Annotated in this window: 16 protein-coding genes; 6 read left to right on the top strand and 10 right to left on the bottom strand. The window is 64.0% G+C overall.

Features of this window, described 5'->3' with window-relative positions:
• Positions 1-115: 115 nt before the first annotated feature.
• The gene (gene gudD / locus OO306_RS18450) at positions 116-1471 is read right to left on the bottom strand and encodes a glucarate dehydratase (protein ID WP_265969553.1); all 1356 of its coding nucleotides are present in this window, start codon (positions 1469-1471) and stop codon (positions 116-118) included.
• 18 nt (positions 1472-1489) lie between these two features.
• Positions 1490-2842, bottom strand: coding sequence for an MFS transporter (locus tag OO306_RS18445; RefSeq protein ID WP_265969552.1), 1353 nt, complete (start codon positions 2840-2842; stop codon positions 1490-1492).
• A 255-nt stretch (positions 2843-3097) separates the two neighbouring features.
• Between OO306_RS18445 and OO306_RS18440 the strand changes: the two genes are divergently transcribed.
• Entirely contained in the window at positions 3098-3799 is a 702-nt protein-coding gene (locus OO306_RS18440; protein WP_265969551.1) for a FadR/GntR family transcriptional regulator, read from the top strand.
• A gap of 135 nt (positions 3800-3934) precedes the next feature.
• On the opposite strand, the gene OO306_RS18435 is transcribed toward OO306_RS18440, so the two are convergent.
• The 4 genes from OO306_RS18435 to OO306_RS18420 form a co-directional block, all read right to left on the bottom strand.
• Positions 3935-4945: an NAD(P)-dependent alcohol dehydrogenase gene (locus OO306_RS18435; protein ID WP_238216621.1), complete on the bottom strand. Its 1011-nt coding sequence runs from the start codon at positions 4943-4945 to the stop codon at positions 3935-3937.
• Positions 4946-5057: 112 nt separating this feature from the next.
• On the bottom strand, positions 5058-5648 hold the full coding sequence (locus tag OO306_RS18430; RefSeq protein ID WP_265969550.1) for an HAD family hydrolase: 591 nt from the start codon (positions 5646-5648) through the stop codon (positions 5058-5060).
• A complete protein-coding gene (gene tesB, locus OO306_RS18425) occupies positions 5645-6514 on the bottom strand; it encodes an acyl-CoA thioesterase II (protein WP_265969549.1) in 870 nt (289 codons plus the stop codon). Before tesB ends, OO306_RS18430 begins: the two co-directional genes overlap by 4 nt.
• A gap of 95 nt (positions 6515-6609) precedes the next feature.
• Positions 6610-7179, bottom strand: coding sequence for a GNAT family N-acetyltransferase (locus OO306_RS18420; protein WP_027595075.1), 570 nt, complete (start codon positions 7177-7179; stop codon positions 6610-6612).
• 180 nt (positions 7180-7359) lie between these two features.
• Between OO306_RS18420 and OO306_RS18415 the strand changes: the two genes are divergently transcribed.
• From OO306_RS18415 to OO306_RS18405, 3 genes are all read left to right on the top strand, one after another.
• Entirely contained in the window at positions 7360-8046 is a 687-nt protein-coding gene (locus OO306_RS18415) for a histidine phosphatase family protein (RefSeq protein WP_027595077.1), read from the top strand.
• A 77-nt stretch (positions 8047-8123) separates the two neighbouring features.
• Positions 8124-9038 (top strand): histone deacetylase, encoded by a 915-nt coding sequence (locus OO306_RS18410; RefSeq protein WP_265969548.1) that lies wholly within the window; start codon positions 8124-8126, stop codon positions 9036-9038.
• A gap of 148 nt (positions 9039-9186) precedes the next feature.
• Positions 9187-10431 carry a TIGR03862 family flavoprotein gene (locus tag OO306_RS18405; protein WP_265969547.1) on the top strand — a complete coding sequence of 415 codons (1245 nt, stop codon included), beginning with the start codon at positions 9187-9189 and terminating at the stop codon, positions 10429-10431.
• 120 nt (positions 10432-10551) lie between these two features.
• On the opposite strand, the gene OO306_RS18400 is transcribed toward OO306_RS18405, so the two are convergent.
• The 4 genes from OO306_RS18400 to OO306_RS18385 all read right to left on the bottom strand — a co-directional run bounded on the left by OO306_RS18400 (position 10552) and on the right by OO306_RS18385 (position 14636).
• Entirely contained in the window at positions 10552-11883 is a 1332-nt protein-coding gene (locus OO306_RS18400; protein ID WP_085272358.1) for a DEAD/DEAH box helicase, read from the bottom strand.
• 55 nt (positions 11884-11938) lie between these two features.
• The gene (gene yedA / locus OO306_RS18395) at positions 11939-12859 is read right to left on the bottom strand and encodes a drug/metabolite exporter YedA (RefSeq protein ID WP_085272357.1); all 921 of its coding nucleotides are present in this window, start codon (positions 12857-12859) and stop codon (positions 11939-11941) included.
• Between the two features lie 462 nt (positions 12860-13321).
• Positions 13322-13801 (bottom strand): NYN domain-containing protein, encoded by a 480-nt coding sequence (locus OO306_RS18390; RefSeq protein WP_027595082.1) that lies wholly within the window; start codon positions 13799-13801, stop codon positions 13322-13324.
• A 70-nt stretch (positions 13802-13871) separates the two neighbouring features.
• Complete coding sequence (locus OO306_RS18385) at positions 13872-14636, bottom strand: DUF2076 domain-containing protein (RefSeq protein WP_265969546.1); 765 nt, start codon at positions 14634-14636, stop codon at positions 13872-13874.
• A 166-nt stretch (positions 14637-14802) separates the two neighbouring features.
• On the opposite strand from OO306_RS18385, the gene OO306_RS18380 reads away from it, so the two are divergent.
• Together OO306_RS18380 and OO306_RS18375 are read left to right on the top strand one after the other, a co-directional pair.
• The gene (locus OO306_RS18380) at positions 14803-15459 is read left to right on the top strand and encodes a YciC family protein (protein WP_027595084.1); all 657 of its coding nucleotides are present in this window, start codon (positions 14803-14805) and stop codon (positions 15457-15459) included.
• A gap of 107 nt (positions 15460-15566) precedes the next feature.
• On the top strand, positions 15567-16097 hold the full coding sequence (locus tag OO306_RS18375) for a hypothetical protein (protein WP_265969545.1): 531 nt from the start codon (positions 15567-15569) through the stop codon (positions 16095-16097).
• The last annotated feature ends 448 nt before the right edge of the window (positions 16098-16545 follow it).

Below are 16545 nucleotides of genomic sequence, written 5' to 3'. Positions count from 1 at the left end.
AAGAGGCCGGTGAACACAGCAAAGATTTACTGTGTTTTCACCGGCCTCTTCGCAGCACAAGGCTGCTCCTACAGAGAGGGTGTGTGGGGCGCTTGGGCAGCGCGCTAGAAAGGGCTCAGCGCACCAGGCAAGGGCGCTTGTTGTCGAACTGCCAGCCCGGTATCAGAAACTGCATCGCCACGCTGTCATCCCGCGCCCCGAGGCCCATGTTGCGGTAGCACTCGTGCGCCTTGGCCAGCTGGTCTTCATCGATCTCCACACCCAACCCTGGGCGCGCTGGCACGCGCACATGGCCGTCGACGATACGCAGCGGCTCACGCGTCAGGCGCTGGCCGTCCTGCCAGATCCAGTGGGTGTCGATGGCGGTGATTTCACCCGGTGCGGCGGCAGCCACTTGGGTGAACATGGCCAGGGAGATGTCGAAGTGGTTGTTGGAATGCGAGCCCCAGGTCAGCCCCCAGTCATTGCACATCTGCGCCACCCGCACCGAGCCCTGCAAGGTCCAGAAGTGCGGGTCGGCCAAGGGGATGTCCACCGACTGCGACTGGATGGCGTGGCCCATCTGCCGCCAGTCGGTGGCGATCATGTTGGTGGCGGTGGGCAGACCCGTGGCACGACGGAACTCGGCCATCACCTCGCGGCCCGAGTAGCCGTTTTCGGCACCGCAGGGGTCTTCGGCATAGGCCAGCACGTCGTGCTTGTCACGGCACAGGGCGATGGCCTCTTTAAGCGACCAGGCGCCGTTCGGGTCGAGGGTGATGCGCGCATCGGGGAAGCGTTCGGCCAGGGCGGTCACTGCCTCCATCTCTTCCTCACCGCGCAGTACGCCTCCCTTGAGCTTGAAGTCACTGAAGCCATAGCGCTGCCTGGCAGCTTCGGCCAGGCGCACGACCGCGTCCGGGGTCAGGGCCTTCTCGTGGCGCACGCGGAACCAGTCATCGTCCGCCTCCGCTTCGCTGCGGTAGGCCAAGTCGGTCTGCTGGCGGTCGCCGATGTAGAACAGGTAACCGAGCATCTTCACCGCCTCGCGCTGCTGCCCTTCGCCGAGCAGTGCGGCCATGGGCACGTTCAGGTGCTGGCCAAGCAGGTCGAGCAATGCAGATTCGATGGCTGTCACTGCGTGCACGGTGATGCGCAGGTCGAAAGTCTGCAGACCGCGGCCGCCGGCATCGCGGTTGGCGAAGGCTTGGCGCATGGCGTTGAGCACGCGCTGGTAGTGGCCAATGGGCTGGCCTACGACCAGGCTGCGGGCATCTTCCAAGGTCTGGCGAATGTTCTCGCCACCCGGCACCTCGCCCAGGCCTGTGTTGCCCGCGCTGTCGCGCAGCACTACCACGTTGCGGGTGAAGTAAGGGCCATGCGCGCCACTGAGATTGAGCAGCATGCTGTCGTGGCCAGCCACCGGGATCACGCGCAAATCGGTGACCACGGGGGTGGCGGTGTGAACGGCGGGAGTCGTCTGCATGTTCATGGTTTTATCTCGCAGTCATCAGTGGGTCTGGCCCAGGGCCGAAGGCGCCTTGAGCTCATCGGAAGGAGCGCCCTTGGGGCGAGTGCGTACGAAGAACACGGCGATGGCTGCCAGCACCGACGTCACCGCCAGGCCATACAAGCCGCCTTGGATCGAGCCGGTCTGCTGCTCGAGCAGGCCGAAGGTGGTGGGGGCCACGAAACCGCCGAGGTTGCCGACCGAGTTGATCAGGGCAATCACTGCCGCCGCGATGCGGGCGTCCAGGTAGCCCTGGGGGATCGGCCAGAACAGCGACGAGGCCGACTTGAAACCGATGGCGGCAAAACAGATGGCGACAAAGGCGAACACCGGCCCACCGGTGGTGGACATGAACATGCCGATGGCGGCGATCACCAGCGCGGCGGCTACCCAGGCCTGCTGGAACTTCCAGCGTGCCGAGCCGGACGCGAAGGCGTACATCGCCAGGATCGAGATCAGCCAGGGGATCGAGTTGAAGAAGCCAACCTGCAGGTCGCTGAGGTCGCCCATGCGCTTGATGATGCTCGGCAGCCAGAAGGTCGCGGCATAAATGGTCAGCTGGATGCAGAAGTAGATCAGGCAGAACAGCACGATCTGGCGGTCTTTGAGCAGGCTCCAGGCCGAGGTCTTGACGCTACCGACAGCCTCCCGCTCACGCTGCTCGCGGTCGATGGTGTGCACAAGTGCATCCTGCTCGGCCTGGCTCAGCCACTTGGCATCCTGCGGCTTGGAGTCGAGCCAGAAGAACACGAAGAAGCACAGCGTTACCGAGGCCATGCCTTCGATGAACAGCATCCACTGCCAGCCATGCAGGCCAAGGCCTTGGATTTGCATCAAGGCCCCGGCCAGCGGGCCGGAGATCAGCGACGCCAGTGCCGAACCGCTGAGAAAAATCGCAATCGCCTTGCCGCGCTCGGCGCCGGGTAGCCAACGGGTGAAGTAGTAGATCACCCCAGGGAAGAACCCGGCCTCGGCGACGCCCAACAAAAACCGCAGCACATAGAACTGGGTTTCAGTCTGGACAAAGGCCATGGCCGTGGCTACCAGCCCCCAGGTGAACATGATGCGGGTCAGCCACAGCCGAGCGCCGACACGCTGTAGGAGCATGTTCGAGGGCACTTCGAACAATGCGTAGCCGATGAAGAACAGCCCGGCGCCAAACCCATAGGCAGCGGCGCTGATGCCCAGGTCGCTTTCCAGGTGCGGGCGGACGAAGCCGATGTTGACGCGGTCGAGGTAGTTGACGATGAACATGATGACGAACAGCGGCAGGACGTGGCGCTTGACCTTGGCCACGGCACTGGCCAGAGCGTCGCCATCATTCCCGGCAGACGGAGCGAGGGTGTCGTTCACTTGCGGATCTCCCACTAGTTGTTTTTATGCGGGTTGTCTGACATGACAGTGGGGTGGAGCATATGCCTCGCGCAGTTGTACGACAAGATCGATAACGTCGACAAAAGTACAAAATACAAGCTTTAAAAATGAGGATTTGCTGCGAACGCTCAAAAACAACCGCGCACGAGGCAGGCTTCTCGATCAGAAAAATAGGCGGAAAATATTTTTGTGTTTTAACTTGTCGTACAAGCTATCGATACCACGGAGCACACCATGGACTCAGCACACCCCCGCGTGCGCGGCCACAGCCGCGCCCACGACCTGGTCTCCAGCCTGACGCAGCAGATTTTGCTGGGCACCTTCAAGCCAGGCGACAAGTTGCCCTCGGAAAACACCCTGGTGCGTGAGCATGGGGTCAGCCGCACCGTGGTGCGCGAAGCCTTGTCGAAGCTGCAGGCCTCAGGGCTGGTAGAGCCCCGCCACGGGATCGGTACCTTCGTGATAGAGCGCCAGCCCCAGGCGGGGCTGCGCGTTGGCGCCGAAAACGCCGCCAGCGTGCGCGACCTGCTGGAACTGCGCATCGGCCTGGAAGGCCAGGCCGCCGCCCTCGCCGCAGTGCGCCGCGACGACGGGCACGTGGCACGCATGCGCCAGGCGCTGGACGACTATCAAGACTTGGCGGCCGCTGGCGACAGCTGCATAGAGGCCGACCGGCGCTTTCACCTGCTGATCGCCGAGGCCACCGGCAACCTGTATTTCAGCGAAATGATGGCCCAGCTCGGCAGCGGCTTGATCCCCCGCAACCGCATGGCCCTGGCCGCACGCGCCGGCGCCAAGCTGGCCAGGCATGCGTACCTGGCCAACCTGGAACATGAGGCGATACTCAATGCCATCCGCCGCCAGGACCCGGATGCGGCACGGGCGGCGATGTGCCTGCACCTGTCCAACAGCCGCGATCGATTGTTGCCTGACTAGGGGCCGCGATGCGGCCCATTCGCGGGCAAGCCCGCTCCCACCCGCCCCGTGTAGCCTCCAAGGCTAGCGCCGCACCTGTGGGAGCTGGCTTGCCAGCGATGAGGCCGGACAAGGCAATCGGACTCACAGGTGCGATTACCAGGTCAGGCAGATCTTGCCGAAATGCCGGTTGCTCTCCTGGTAGCGGAACGCATCGACGATCTGCTCCAGTTCGAAGTGCTTGTCCACCACCGGCCGCAGGCCATTGGCATCGATCGCCCGCACCATCGCCTGCTGCTGTGCACGGCTGCCGACCAGCACGCCCTGCAGGCGGATTTGCCGCACCAGTGCCTGAACCAACGGCAACTGCCCCGCTACCCCGGTGAGAATGCCGATCAACGACACATGCCCGCCGATGCGCGTGGCAATCATCGACTGCTCCAGGGTCGCCGGCCCGCCCACTTCGATCACATGGTCGACCCCGCGGTTGTGGGTCAGCTCACGCACCTTCTCACCCCAGGCCGGGGTGCTTTTGTAGTTGATCAGGTGGTCGGCGCCGAGGGCCTTGAGGCGCTCGAGTTTGGCATCGCTGGACGAGGTCGCGATCACCGTGGCACCCGCCAGCTTGGCAAACTGCAAGGCGAAGATCGACACCCCGCCCGTGCCCTGCACCAGCACGGTATCGCCGGGCTTGAGGTGGTCATCGCTCATCAAGGCACGCCAGGCCGTCAGCCCTGCGGTGGTCAGCGTGGCTGCCTCGGCGTGGCTGTAGCCCTTGGGCGCCAGGGTGAAGGCCGTGGCGCGGGCAGTGACCTGTTCACGGGCGTAGCCGTCGAGGCCATCGCCCGGCACCCGGGCAAACCCTTCGACATTGGCCTGGCCGTCGAGCCAGTCCGGGAAGAAAGTGCTGACGACGTTGTCGCCCACCTGGAACTCGCTGACACCCGGCCCCACTGCCGTGACTTCGCCGGCACCGTCGGCCATGGGGATACGCCGCTCGCTCGGCCCCCACATGCCGCTGACCACGGCGAAGTCGTGGTAGTTGAGGGAACTGGCGTGCAGACGCACAGTGATTTCGCCGGCCTGTGGCGCAGGCGCCTCGCAGGTGCCGACCTGGACTTTGTCGTAGCCGCCGCCAGGTTGGACGTAGATGGCCTTGCTGCTCATGGCTGGGTCTCCATTCAGGGAAAAACTGCGGTTCAGCATAGCCACTGCAGGCTGCCTCCTCCCGTGTGGGAGCGGGTTTACCCGCGAAGAGGCCCGCACGGCCAACAAAAAATCAGCCAAGCATCGCGCGCAACGCTCGGCAATCCGCCGCATGCCAATCCACCAGATGCGGCCATGGGTTATCCGGCAAGTTGACCAATACGGTACGCGCCCCGGCCGCACGCCCACAATCCAGGTCAAAGCGATAGTCACCCACCATCACCAGTTCGCTCGGCGCCACACCCCACGCCTCTGCAATCTTCAGCAGGCCATCCGGGCTAGGCTTGGGTTCGGCCTCATCACGGCCAAGCACATGCTCCACCGGGAAGCAGTCGGCCAGGCCGATGGCCTCCAGGGTGACATGCGCCAACTCCCGGGCATTGCGGGTCAGGATCGCCAGCCGGCAGCCACGCACGGCCAGTTCGCGCACCAGCTCCACCGCCCCCGTCGCGGCCGTCGACGCCAGCGCCAGGTCGCGCTCATGCTCCAGCAGCCAGGCGTGCTTGGCCGCCGCTTGCGCCGCCGGCAAGGCGGCCAGGTGGGTCAGGATGTCGTCTTCAGGCGGTATCTCCAGCGCTTCGCGAATCGCCGCAAAGTCATGCACCGCCACGGTCAGGGTGCCGTCCATGTCGAACACCCAGTTGCGTACCTCGCCCAGGCTCATGCCCAGTCCTTGCGATGGCGAATCAGGCCTTCCTGGCTCGACGACGCCACCAGTTGCCCGGCCTGGTTGAAGATGCTGCCACGGCAGAAGCCGCGGGCATTGCCGGCCCACGGGCTGTCGGTGGCGTACAGCAACCACTCGTCGGCGCGCAGGTTGCCATGGAACCACAGCGAATGATCGAGGCTGGCGATCTGCATGTCGCGCTGCCACACCGATTTGCCATGGGGCAGCAAGGCGGTGGTCAGCAGGCCGAAGTCCGAAGCGTAAGCCAGCAGGTACTTGTGCAGCGCAGGCACGTCCGGCAGGTTGCCGTCGGCACGGAACCAGGCGTACTTAATCGGGTCGCCGGGCTTGGGGTTGAACGGATCACGCTCGGTCACCGGGCGGATCTCGATCGGCTTGGCGCACAGCACTTTGTCGCGGATGCGCTCTGGCAGGTGCTCGGCCATGGCACTGGCCAGTTCGACTTCGCTGGGCAGGTTTTCCGGGCCGACCACATCGGGCATCTGCGCCTGGTGCTCGAAGCCCTCTTCGTCGTACTGGAACGACGCGCTGCAGGTGAAGATGGTGTGGCCCTTCTGGATTGCCGTCACCCGCCGGGTGCTGAAGCTGCCGCCGTCACGCACGCGGTCCACCGAATAGACCACCGGCAAACTGGCGTCGCCAGGGCGCAGAAAGTAACCGTGCAGCGAATGCACATGGCGCGCATCTTCAACCGTCTGGCTCGCCGCCGACAATGACTGGCCCAGCACTTGCCCGCCGTACAACTGGCGGAAGCCCAGGTCCTGGCTGCGTCCACGGAACAGGTTCTCCTCGATGGACTCGAGGCTCAACAGGTCGACCAGGTCGTCCAACACATGACTCATCGGGGGTTCTCCTAGCAAGGCAACACGGCTCTACAGCGCTTTCATGAAGGCGAATGATACAGGGTTTGTCATTCGCACCGCGCATGCCCATCCATTCAGCCGCGCTGGGTCTGCTCCCAGCGTGCGCGGTCGATGCGGTACAGCACATGCGGGCGCAACTTGTGGCCGGCAGGCAGGCGCGGGTGTTCGAAACTGCCGCTCGGGTCCTGCTGCATGCCGATGGCCTGCATCACTTTCTGCGAGGGCAAGTTGCTCTCACTAGTGAACGACACCACCTCGTCCAGGCGCAATTGGGCGAAGGCACAACGCAGGCAGGTCCAGGCCGCTTCACTGGCAAACCCCAAGCCCCAGTGGCGACGCGCCAGGCGCCAGCCGATTTCTACCGCGGGCGCAAAATCGGCATCGAAGCTGACGTTCAGCAGCCCGGTCATGCCGATGAAGGCGCCGCTGTCTTTGCGCTCCAGCGCCCACAGGCCAAACCCATGCTCATTGAAATGGCCACGGATTCGACCAATCAGCGCAGCCGCCTCCAGGCGCGTCAGGGGTGCCGGAAAATACTGCATCACGTGCGGGTCGGCGCACAGCGCGGCGAACTCGCGCAGGTCGTCGTCGTGCCATTGCCGCAGCACCAGCCGTGCGCTTTCCAGGTGAAGAATCGGGGTCATCGGGCGTGCTCCGGTTTTGCTGTCTTGCAGTTTACAGCGTAGGCGCGGGCGACGGTTTCACTCAAGCGGCAGCACCTGAATGCAATTTTCACAACGCCTTCACCGCTACCCGACAGGCCGCTCACCAGAATGTCGCCAGCCACGACCACACCCGGCGCGGCCATGCCATCGGAGTCACGCATGCTATCGAGCAATACCCTGGGCCACCCTGCCATCCACGCCCGGCGCAAGCGACGTTTGTCACGCAAGGCCCTCGGTGCCGCTTTGGGCCTGTGCATGGTCGTGGCGGCGTTGACCACCTGGCTGGCAACGAGGACGCACATCGTGGACCTTGGCAACGAGCAACAGTTGAGTGACAGCGGCCTGCTGCAGGATTGGGCCGAAGGCGCAGTGATCGTGATGATCCGCCATGCCGAACGCTGCGACAGCGCACCCGGGCCCTGCCTGGACGACCCCACCGGCATCACCGTGGCCGGCACCCAGGCGGCCACCCGCGTCGGCCAGGGTTTGCACACGCTGGGTTTAAGCAATGCCGATGTGCTGAGCAGCCCTAAAGTGCGGACTCGCCAGACCGCGCACTTCATTCTGGGCCAGGCCGTGCCGAGCGCTGCCTGGCTGGAGAGCTGCGACAACCAGTTCGCCGATGAAGCCCTGGCGCGCAAACGCCCTGGTCACAATCTGGTGTTGGTGACCCACAATGGTTGCATCGACCACTTCCAGCGCCAGCAGCGTGTAGTCGGTGGGGAACGGGAAAGCGGCTATGCCAGTGCGCTGTTCGTGTCGGTCGACGGCAACGGCAAGGCGCGGATTCTCGGGCGCTTGAACGAGCCGGATTGGCAGCGGGTACTGGCCAGCACCGGCAAATGACACGCTAATGCCACAAGTCGGTTGCGCGGCGCCCCACAACTGGCAAGATCAGCACTGGCCCCGATTGCGAACCGACCATGCCGTTGCCGCTGATCTACCACGATGACTACAGCCCGGAGTTCCCCGCCGAGCACCGCTTCCCGATGGACAAGTTTCGCTTGCTGCGCGACCACCTGGTCGACAGCGGCCTGACCCGTGACCAGGACCTGTTGCGCCCGCAAATCTGCCCCAACGACATCCTTGCCCTGGCCCACGACCGAAGCTACATCGAACGCTACATGAGCGGCGACCTGTCCCGCGAGGACCAGCGTCGCCTCGGCCTGCCCTGGAGCGAGGCGCTGGCCCGGCGCACCGTGCGCGCCGTGGGCGGTTCGCTGCTGAGCGCCGAGCTGGCCCTGCAGCATGGCCTCGCCTGCCACTTGGCCGGCGGCACCCACCACGCCCATTACGACCACCCTGCAGGCTTTTGCATCTTCAACGACCTGGCCGTGATCAGCCGCTATCTGCTGGAAGCTGGGCGGGTGCACCGGGTGCTGATCTTCGACTGCGACGTGCACCAGGGCGACGGCACCGCGCGAATTCTGCATGACACCCCCGATGCAATTACCGTGTCCCTGCACTGTGAACAGAACTTCCCGGCCCGCAAGGCCCAGAGCGACTGGGACATCCCCCTGCCCCGCGGCATGGGCGACGCGGCCTACCTCAAGGTGGTGGATGACGCCCTCAACTACCTGTTGCCGCTCTACCAGCCAGACCTGGTGCTGTACGACGCCGGCGTCGATGTGCACAAGGACGATGCCCTGGGCTACCTGCAGTTGACCGATGAGGGCCTGGCGGCACGCGACGAGTTGGTGATGCGCCAGTGCCTGGGCCGCGACATCCCGGTGGTGGGCGTGATCGGTGGCGGCTACAGCAAGGACCGCGTAGCTCTGGCACGGCGCCACGGCATCCTGCACCACAGTGCGGCGCGGGTCATAGGTTGTTCACAATGACTGTGGAACCGCCTGTGGATAAGCTGCTGGAAAGCGGCTGCAGCCCTTTAGCTACGCCACCTGCAGAGTATTGATCATTTTTTGATCAGTGCTTCCACCTACCGGCCTGCGCTAGAATGCGCGCTCTTTTCCACAGCCTGCCGCCCCCATGCCCGATCTACACCACTGCACCCCTCCCCTTGTCGCCGTCATCGGTGGCGGCCCCGCCGGCCTGATGGCTGCCGAAGCGCTGGCCCAGGCGGGCTTGGCGGTCGAGGTGTTCGATGCCATGCCCTCGGTCGGCCGCAAGTTCCTGCTGGCAGGTGTCGGCGGCATGAACATCACCCATTCCGAGCCTTACCCAGCCTTTGTCGCGCGCTATGCCGAACGCCAAGGCGAGATTGACGGCCTGCTGCGCGGCTTCGATGCCGACGCGCTGCGCCAGTGGATTCATGGCCTGGGCATCGAAACCTTCGTCGGTACCTCGGGCCGGGTCTTCCCGCGCGACATGAAGGCCGCGCCCTTGCTGCGCGCCTGGCTCAAGCGCCTGCGCGACAGCGGTGTAGTTATCCACACCCGCCATCGCTGGCTGGGTTGGCATGACGATGGCAGCCTGCGGATCGCTTATCCACAGGGTGAACGCCAGGTGCACGCGGCCGCTGTGGTGCTGGCGCTGGGTGGGGGTAGCTGGGCGCGCCTGGGTTCGGACGGTGCGTGGCAGCCGCTGCTGGCTGAGCGGGCTGTGGATATCTCACCCTTGCAGCCGAGCAACTGTGGGTTTGAGGTTGAGGGCTGGAGCACCTTGCTCAAAGACAAGTTTGCCGGCGCACCGCTGAAGAATATTGCCCTGAGCGTGCCCGGCAGCCTGCCGCGCAAAGGTGAGTTCATCCTCACTGCGCAAGGTGTCGAAGGCAGCCTGGTGTATGCCTGGTCGGCGCCGGTGCGTGAGGCCATCAAGCGTGACGGCCGGGGTGTGCTGCTGCTCGACCTGCTGCCGGGCAAGGCTGTGGATAACATCGCCCAGGCATTGGCCAAGCCACGCGGCTCGCGCTCCATGGCCAAGCACCTGCACAGCCAGTTGGGCATCGATGGGGTCAAGGCGGCATTGTTACGGGAGCTGACCGATCAGGCCACGTTCGCCGATCCACAGGCGCTGGCGCGGGCCATCAAGGCGTTGCCGATCACCGTGGTGCGTACCCGGCCGCTGGATGAGGCCATCAGCAGTGCTGGCGGTGTGCGTTTCGAGGGGCTGAGCGAGGGGTTGATGGTCAAGGCATTGCCGGGGGTGTTCTGTGCCGGCGAGATGCTGGACTGGGAGGCGCCGACCGGGGGGTATTTGCTGACGGCGTGTTTTGCCAGCGGGCTGCGCGCCGGGCGGGCGGCGGCGCAATGGGTGGCGGCGGGGGCGGCCTGATAGATCGCCGGGACCGCTTTGCGGTCCTTTCGCGACGCAAGGCCGCTCCTACAAAGGCAACGCGATCTCCTGTAGGAGCGGCCTTGTGTCGCGAAAGGGCCGCAACGCGGCCCCAAAATCTCAAGGCTTACGCTTACGCGGCCCACCATTGAAGCTCGGCACCTTACGCACCGCTTTCACAGACGGCGCCGGGCTCGCCGCCTCGGCACTGTCCATCCAGCGCCCCAAACCACGCTTCGCGCTGTTCTCTTTCGGCTTTTTAGGCTTTTTCGGTTTCTTGATCACCTGGCCACTGGCATCGGTCATCGGCACGCGGTGCTCTGGGATAAAGTCCGGCTCTTCATGCCGCGGCAAGGTCTGGCGGATCAATGTCTCGATCGACGCCAGCATCTGCACTTCGTCGGCACACACCAGCGAAATCGCCTCCCCTTTGTTGCCGGCGCGGCCAGTGCGGCCAATGCGGTGCACATAGTCTTCGGCGACGATCGGCAGGTCGAGGTTGACCACCAGCGGCAGGTCGTCGATATCCAGCCCGCGCGCAGCAACATCGGTCGCCACCAACACCTGGATCTCACGGGCCTTGAAGGTATCCAGCGCACGTTGGCGCGTGGCCTGTGGGCGATCGCCATGGATGCCGTCGGCGTTGATACCCTCGCTCAACAAGCGCTCCACCAACTGGTCGACACCGTTGCGGGTCTTGGCAAACACCAGCACCTGGCTCCAGCGCTGCTTGCGCAGCAAATGGCAGAACAGGTCGGCCTTGCGCTTTTTGTCCACAGGCACCAGCCACTGTTTGACCGTGTTGGCGGCGGCATTGCGTGGGCTCACTTCAATGCTAAGCGGGTCGTTCAGGGCCAGGCCGGCGAGGACCCGGATCTGGTCCGAGAAGGTCGCGGAAAACAGCAAGGTCTGGCGCTTGCGCGGCAGCGCGGCGTACACCGACTGCAGCTCTTCGGCAAAGCCCAGGTCGAGCATGCGGTCGGCTTCGTCGAGCACCAGGGTCTGCACCTGGTTGAACTTCACCGCGTTCTGCCGGAACAGGTCGAGCAAGCGGCCCGGGGTGGCCACCAGCAGGTCGACGCCACGGCGCAGGCGCATCATCTGCGGGTTGATGCTCACCCCACCGTACACCGCATAGGTGCTCAGCGGCAGGTTCTCGGCATACTCGCGCACATTGTTGTGCACCTGCTCGGCCAGCTCGCGGGTCGGTACCAGCACCAGCGCGCGGATCGAGTTGCTGGCAACCTTCTCACCTTCCAGCGCCAGGCGCTGCAGCACCGGCAGGGCAAAGCCTGCGGTCTTGCCGGTGCCGGTCTGGGCCGCAGCCATCAGGTCGCGGCCGGCCAGCACGGCGGGGATGGCCTGGGCCTGGACCGGGGTCGGGGTGGTGTAGTCCAGCTGCTGCAGGGTACGCAGCAAGGGTTCGATCAGGCCGAGTTTGGCGAAATTCATGGCAATACCGTCAGGGGGTTCAGCGAAGGCGGCAAGTTTACCGCAACACCCCCGCCTACTTGCAGATTTCGCCCTTCAACGGTTGCGCAGGCGCTGGTGCCTTGCGCCACTGAGGCAGGCCGATCAGCACCACTGCGCCAATGATCACCGCCATGGCCACGCATTCTTCGGCGCCGATCTGTTCGCCGGCGAAGACGATCCCCAACAGCACCGCCACCGCCGGGTTGACGTAGGCATAGCTGGTAGCAGCCGCCGGGCGCACATGCTTGAGCAGGTACATGTAGGCACTGAACGCCAGGATCGAGCCGAAGAACACCAGGTAGGCCAGCGCGCCCCAACCGGCAGCGGTGGGCATCTGGGTCATGCGCTCGCCCGACAGCACACTGCCCAGCAGCAACACGGCACCGCCCACCAGCATTTCGGCGGCACTGGCCATCGGCCCCTGCGGCAGCGGCAAGCTTTTGCTCCATACCGAACCAAATGCCCACGAGGCCGCCGCGAACAGAATCAGTGCCGCGCCAATCGGGCTTGCCTGCAGGTTGGAGCCGAGGTTGAGCAGTGCGATACCGGCCAGCCCGAGGCCGATCCCCGCCCATTCGAGCCGCGAGTTGCGGTGGCCGAACAGCAGGCCGAAGACCAGGGTGAACAGCGGCACCGTCGCTACCGCCAAGGCCGCCACGCCGGACGCCACACCGGCGTGTTCGGCCACGGTCACGCCGCCGTTACCACAGCTGAGCAACAGAAAGCCGATTGCCCCTGCGGCCCGCCATTGCGGCCACGTCGGCGCCGGCACACCGCGCCAGCGCAGAAAGCCATACAACAGGCCCCCGGCGATCAGAAAGCGCACGCCTGCCATGAGCATCGGTGGCCACGATTCGACGCCGATGCGAATGAACAGGTAGGTGGACCCCCAGACCAGGTACAGGGCCATGAAGGCACCGATGAGCAGGAGTGGGAAGCGGCGGGAGGCAGGCATGGCTAAGTACTCGAAATCCGTTTACGGGTGACTTAGTTTAGAAAGGTCACTGGGTAAACTTAAGTTACAAAACCGGAATAAATGAGCGACACACTTGGTGGGGGGGCGTTGAGGTTGTGGGTAGGCCTGGGTGGTTGGCTTGAGGTTTTTGGGGTGTTTGAGATCGAGCGCCGCCCGCGCGGCGCTTCGCAGCACAAGGCTGCTCCCACATCTGTTTCGGGCGAGTTATTCCTGGGGCATTGGCGCTCGGGCCCTCTGGGCATGGCGCGATATCGAGTCGGGCAAACAAGGCGGTCGCGCGCAGATACCACAGGCCTGACTGGCCCGAAACAGATGTGGGAGCAGCCTTGTGCTGCGAAGCGCCGCGCGGGCGGCGCTCGATCTCCCAGGCGCTAAAAACCTAACGCCATGCCCCTCTTCGCCCTGACGCCATCAACAAACATCTCGCGCGCCCCAATCTGCTCAATGCCGCAACAACAACCGCCCCTCAATAGGCACATAACGGCTAGCCGCACGGATCAGTGACATCGCCGTAAGCCCAGGCACGCCATACACCACCGCTTCGGCACCATGGCGCTGGATAACCCGCTCCAGCAACAAATCGAAGTCGCCATCACCGGAGGCCAACACCACCTGGTCCACGCGGCTGGCGGCGTCGATCACATCCAGGGTGATGCCCACATCCCAGTCACCTTTGGCCGAGCCGTCGCTGCGCTGGATGTACGGTTTAAGGCGTACCTCGAACCCGAGGTTACGCAAGATCTGCTGGAACTGCTGTTGCTTGCTGTCACCGCGGTCGATGGCATAGGCCACGGCTTCGACGATCTGCCCTTCACGGCTGACCTCGGCCCACAACGCGGCGTAATTGAAATGGCAGCCATGCGCCTGGCGCACGGTGTAGTAGAGGTTCTGCACGTCGGCGAACAACGCGATCTTTTTCACGGGAACCTCATGGTCTGATGGAATCCGGGGCTGCCGTGCAGCCCCAAATGCCAGCAGTATGCCAGACCCGTCAGACGTAGGAATCGTCGTCGGAGAAGAACCCGCCGTCACCACCGCCGTAATCGGTATCAGCGTAACCGCCCTGGTCATTGCCCCAACCGCCGTTGTCGGCCACCTGCTGCTGCCCGCCCTGGTCGTTCCAGCCGCCGCTGTCGCTGGCCGGTGTCGGCTCTTCCTTGATCACTTCCACCACTTCCTCTGGCTGCGAGTTGTGGTTGAACAGGCTGCTGATCCCTTGGGCCAGCAACACCCCGCCGGCCACGCCGGCAGCGGTCTGCATCGCACCGCCGAGGAAGCTGCTGGCGCCACCTCGCGCTGGCGCTGCGCCAAAGCCAGCTTGCTGCTGTTGCTGCGGTTGCTGCGGGCTGAAGCCCGGCGCCGACGGTTCACGCCAGCCACCCCCGCCAGCAACGGGCGCCGAGGGGCGCTGCGGTTGCACGGCCGGTGGCGTGTTACGCCCACCCGAACCAAAGATGCTCGACAGAAAACCACCGCCACCGTTGCTCGGGGTGCTGCTACCGGCGCGGCTGGCTTCTACCTGTGCGCGAGCTTGCTGGAGCTCCGCCTCCAGTTGCTTGTTCTGCTCGTCAAGGCGCTTGATCGCGGCTTCTTGCACGAGGATCGCCTGGGCCATGTAGTAAGGCGCTGCCGGCTGCTGGCGCACATGTGCCTCGATGCACGCCTGGGCCTGCGCGTCACGCGGCTGGCTCGGGTCTTCCGCTTGCTTGATGCGGCCGAACAGGCTATCGATCAGGGTTTGTTCTTCAGTGTTCATGAAGCTACCTCATGGGTAAGCGGGACAACGGACAGCGTCAAAGATGGGGCGTTCAGGCACTGGATTCAATCACCTCGGCGGTGAAACTTTTTTCAGCAAGTGACAGCTACACGCCTGCTTTGGGCTAAAGTACACCCCTGCTTTTACTGCCATGCGATGTTGACCGATGAATCCGCTGAGCGTTCTGCGCGACTCCCTGTACTTCTTCCGCCGCCACCTGCCGAACATCCTCCCGCTGTGCCTGCCGCTGGTGGTGCTCGAAGCCTTGCTCACCCAGCTGCTGTACCGGCAAATGGGCGACCAGGCGTCGCCGGCCTACGGTATGCTGGTCAGCTTGCTGTTGTACCCGCTGTACAGCGCGGCGCTGATCCTTTACCTCGACACCCGCAGCAATGGCCAGGAGATCGCCAAACGCGACCTGTTTGCCCGGGCCGTGCAACTGTGGCCGCAGCTGGCCCTGCTGATTCTCATCAGCTCCCTGCTGATCATGGCCGGCCTGGCGTTGTTCATCTTCCCGGGCGTGTGGATCATGATCAACCTGGTGTTCGCCGAGTACCTGCTGGTACTGCGGGGCCTGCCGGTGGTGCAGTCGATGCGCGAAAGTGCGCGGATGACCACCGGCAACTTCCTGCGCATCATGATTTGCGTGCTGGCGGTGCTGGCGCCAATCTGGCTGATCGACGGGCTGCTGCTGATGGCCTTCCCAGAGCCGTCCCCCGGCATGGAACTGGCCATGGACAGCCTCAGCGGCTTCTTGCAGCTGTTCAGCACCGTGGTGCTGTACCGCCTGTTCACGCTGCTGGAGGCTGATGCCGGCGCCTGATGCCAGGCACCTCGCACAAAGCGGGCACCGTGGAAAACCTGCAGGCTGCCAGCATTGTCGAACATCAGTGACCGTGGTGGCTCCCGACCTTCCAATACGGAGCCTCCATGTCCACTACCACGGCTAACACCCACTGGGCAGAACAGGCCGAGATTTTCCTCGGCACGTTCCAGGTACTCGACTCGGCAACCCCGCTCGAAAACGTTGCGCAACAGACCTTCAAATCCGTCTACCTCAGCCTGTTCAAAGACGCCGATCAGAATGTGATAAGCGGCCAAAGTGATTGGGTGATTGCTGGCCATCAGCAGCCTGCCAGCGTCTTTCGTTTTCTGCTTCACTCGAAAACGTCGAATCGCCTGCACTTCATGATCACCGGCAGTGGAGCGGACCACGACAAAACGATGGGGATCAGCCGCAATGGTTATCTGGGGCTGTACCAATACGCCAGCGTGTCCGACCCCTTCAAGCTTGAACCGCTGCATTGGAGCGACGACAGCTTGATATGCCGTTGGCGCGACCATCAAGGCCATTCGGTTAGGCTCCACCACAATCCCAACGTGACCGCACCTAACTTTTCTTACCTGAGAGTGCTTGAGGGTAAAGAATCCATTTTCCGCCTCACGCGGGTTCGCACCTAAGCGACAGGCAGAACCTTTTCCGTCTCCATTTGCCGTCTGCAGTCCTTCGGAGGATTTCCACTTCCCTGTCGGAAAGGGCACAGCGTTCGACTGCCGACAGGTTACACCGCACCAATGCCTGGGCACTGGCATCGCTCAGGCAACACAGCGTCCCCCCAGCTTCAGCGACTCGATCTGCCTGACCCGGCCACGGCCTCGTGCAACAGAGATGCCGTGCGTATCACGGTTGGCCCTGCTACTCAAGCGGGTAGGCGTCGCGTTTACGAAGTAACGCCGCGATGGATCACCTACCAATTTTTGTAGTTTCTTGCATCTGGCCACTGCCCTAGCATTCCTGTTCCCGCCCGCTGCCAGAAGGCAATGCCATGCAATCCGCCGAGCGCTCGACTTGCCACACCGCGAAAATCGTATGGTCCGCCGAATCTTGCGGTCGTGGCTCGACCGGTAG

Source organism: Pseudomonas sp. DCB_AW, from assembly GCF_026240895.1.
Classification (GTDB): Bacteria; Pseudomonadota; Gammaproteobacteria; order Pseudomonadales; family Pseudomonadaceae; genus Aquipseudomonas; species Aquipseudomonas kermanshahensis.
Note: the sequence above shows the minus strand (reverse complement) of the source record. Positions and strands in the feature narration are given on the sequence as shown.

Coding starts and splice junctions, on each gene's coding strand:
- OO306_RS18430 (WP_265969550.1), bottom strand. CDS start 5,648: ATGAGCCTGGGCGAGGTACGCAACTGGGTGTTCGACATGGACGGCACC.
- OO306_RS18375 (WP_265969545.1), top strand. CDS start 15,567: ATGTCCACTACCACGGCTAACACCCACTGGGCAGAACAGGCCGAGATT.
- OO306_RS18400 (WP_085272358.1), bottom strand. CDS start 11,883: ATGAATTTCGCCAAACTCGGCCTGATCGAACCCTTGCTGCGTACCCTG.
- gudD (WP_265969553.1), bottom strand. CDS start 1,471: ATGAACATGCAGACGACTCCCGCCGTTCACACCGCCACCCCCGTGGTC.
- OO306_RS18440 (WP_265969551.1), top strand. CDS start 3,098: ATGGACTCAGCACACCCCCGCGTGCGCGGCCACAGCCGCGCCCACGAC.
- OO306_RS18415 (WP_027595077.1), top strand. CDS start 7,360: ATGCTATCGAGCAATACCCTGGGCCACCCTGCCATCCACGCCCGGCGC.
- OO306_RS18435 (WP_238216621.1), bottom strand. CDS start 4,945: ATGAGCAGCAAGGCCATCTACGTCCAACCTGGCGGCGGCTACGACAAA.
- OO306_RS18380 (WP_027595084.1), top strand. CDS start 14,803: ATGAATCCGCTGAGCGTTCTGCGCGACTCCCTGTACTTCTTCCGCCGC.
- OO306_RS18420 (WP_027595075.1), bottom strand. CDS start 7,179: ATGACCCCGATTCTTCACCTGGAAAGCGCACGGCTGGTGCTGCGGCAA.
- OO306_RS18405 (WP_265969547.1), top strand. CDS start 9,187: ATGCCCGATCTACACCACTGCACCCCTCCCCTTGTCGCCGTCATCGGT.
- OO306_RS18410 (WP_265969548.1), top strand. CDS start 8,124: ATGCCGTTGCCGCTGATCTACCACGATGACTACAGCCCGGAGTTCCCC.
- yedA (WP_085272357.1), bottom strand. CDS start 12,859: ATGCCTGCCTCCCGCCGCTTCCCACTCCTGCTCATCGGTGCCTTCATG.
- OO306_RS18385 (WP_265969546.1), bottom strand. CDS start 14,636: ATGAACACTGAAGAACAAACCCTGATCGATAGCCTGTTCGGCCGCATC.
- tesB (WP_265969549.1), bottom strand. CDS start 6,514: ATGAGTCATGTGTTGGACGACCTGGTCGACCTGTTGAGCCTCGAGTCC.